This is a genomic window from Paenibacillus ehimensis NBRC 15659 (assembly GCF_004000785.1).
Taxonomy (GTDB): Bacteria; Bacillota; Bacilli; order Paenibacillales; family NBRC-103111; genus Paenibacillus_G; species Paenibacillus_G ehimensis.
In genome coordinates this window covers 1-1,712 of record NZ_BILX01000176.1, presented here as the reverse complement: position 1 = coordinate 1,712, position 1,712 = coordinate 1, and the positions used below count along the sequence as shown (strand labels likewise).

The 1,712-nt window shown below is 59.1% G+C and carries 1 protein-coding gene; it reads right to left on the bottom strand.

Annotated elements, in window-relative coordinates:
- Positions 1 to 1,712, bottom strand: a 1,712-nt coding sequence (locus PEH01S_RS34175; RefSeq protein WP_246063154.1) for a condensation domain-containing protein, incomplete at both ends; no start/stop codon positions are given.

Below are 1,712 nucleotides of genomic sequence, written 5' to 3'. Positions count from 1 at the left end.
GCTCCTGCGGATACTCCGCCGCCGTTGCGTTGAACACTTCGATGATCTGCGCTCTTTCTTGCGGCGTCACCACTTCCAGATCGCTGACGCGGATTTGCGGATTCGCGGCAATTTGCTCCAGCACATAAACGAGATGTCCGTACATCCGCTCAATATCGGCGCGATCGAACGCCAGCGCATTGTATCCGAAGAAAATATGGATCGTTTCGCCCGGCAGGACGACAAGGTTCAAGTCGTAGTTCGTCTGCTCGACCGACTCGATGCCCTTGATCGTAAAGCTTGCCCCGTCCTCGCCCAACTGCTCGAGCTGCTCCTCCATCGGATAGTTCTCGAAAATCATGATGTGGCTGATCAAGTCCTGCTTTTGCTCCGTTAGCGCCTGAATCTCATAGAGCGGATACGTATCGTAGGCATGGGAAGCAATCGACTGCTCCTGATTCCACGCCATCACTTCCGCGAAGGTGGATTCGGCCTCGCAGCGGATGCGCACCGGAACCGTATTGATGAACAGCCCGACCATGTTTTCGACGTTCGGAATATCCTCCGGCCGCCCGGATACGACATTGCCGAACACGACATCCTGGCTGCCGTTATATTTTTGGAGCAGGAGGCCCCAGACGGTCTGCATCAACGTGCTGATCGTGACTTGATGCTGCTGGGCGATCCGGTGGATCCGTCCCGTCAGCTCCCGGCCCAGATCGAATTCCAAGTCCGCGGACGCGTAACCCGTTTTTTCCTGCGTTCTGCCTTTCGGCAGGGTCGTCTGCTCCTCGTATCCGGCCAAGTATCCGCTCCAGTAGCGGGACGCCTCGGCCGGATCCTGCCGCTCCAGCCATGCGATATATTCGCTGAAAGGCGGCACGGGAAGAAGCTCGGGCTCCCGGTTCGCGCTGAGCGCAAAGTAGATGCGGAACACTTCGCTCGTGACCAGAGACCAGCACCAGCCGTCCATCAAAATATGATGGAAGCTCCACACAAAGCGGTACGTCTCCTCGCCGGTGCGCAGAATGGCCACCCGCATCAGCGAATCGTTCGCAAGATCGAAGCCCCGGGCCTTATCGTCCCGTGTGAAGGCCTCGACAGCCGCGGCGCGCTCCGGTTCCTCCATGTCGCGCAGGTCGCGAACGAGGAACTCGCTGCTCCGGTTCCGGTAGACGACCTGCAGCGGCTCGTCCTTCCAGCCGGTGTAGAAATTCGTGCGCAGCACCCCGTGTCTTTGCGCCAGCAGCTCCAGGCTCCTGCCGAACACGGCGGTATCGAAGCGGCCGTGCAGATCGAACGACGCCTGCTCGAAATAAACTCCGGACTCCGCATCCATCAGGCTGTGGAACAGCATCCCCTTCTGCATCGGTGAAAGCGCGTAGACGTTCTCCAGCTCGCCGTGCGCTTCGGTGCGCTCCGCCAACCGCTCCAACTCCTCCAAGGTCAGCCCCTTGAACAGAACGTCGCTCGGCGTCAGTTCCGGCCGCTCTTTCGCCACGCAGTGCGCGATGATCTCCCGCAGGCTGGACTGCAGCAGCCCGCCCAGCCGCTCCACCGTTTCCCGGCGGTACTGGGTTGTGCCGTACAGGATCGTTAAAACAAGCTCGCCCTCCGACACCATTCCGTTTAGATCCAACGCAAAATCCAAGGCGGCATTTTCACTGATGGATAAACCGCCGGAATAAGCCGAAGACTCCAAATCATTGTCTTTGTAGTCCTGGTCGAACTGA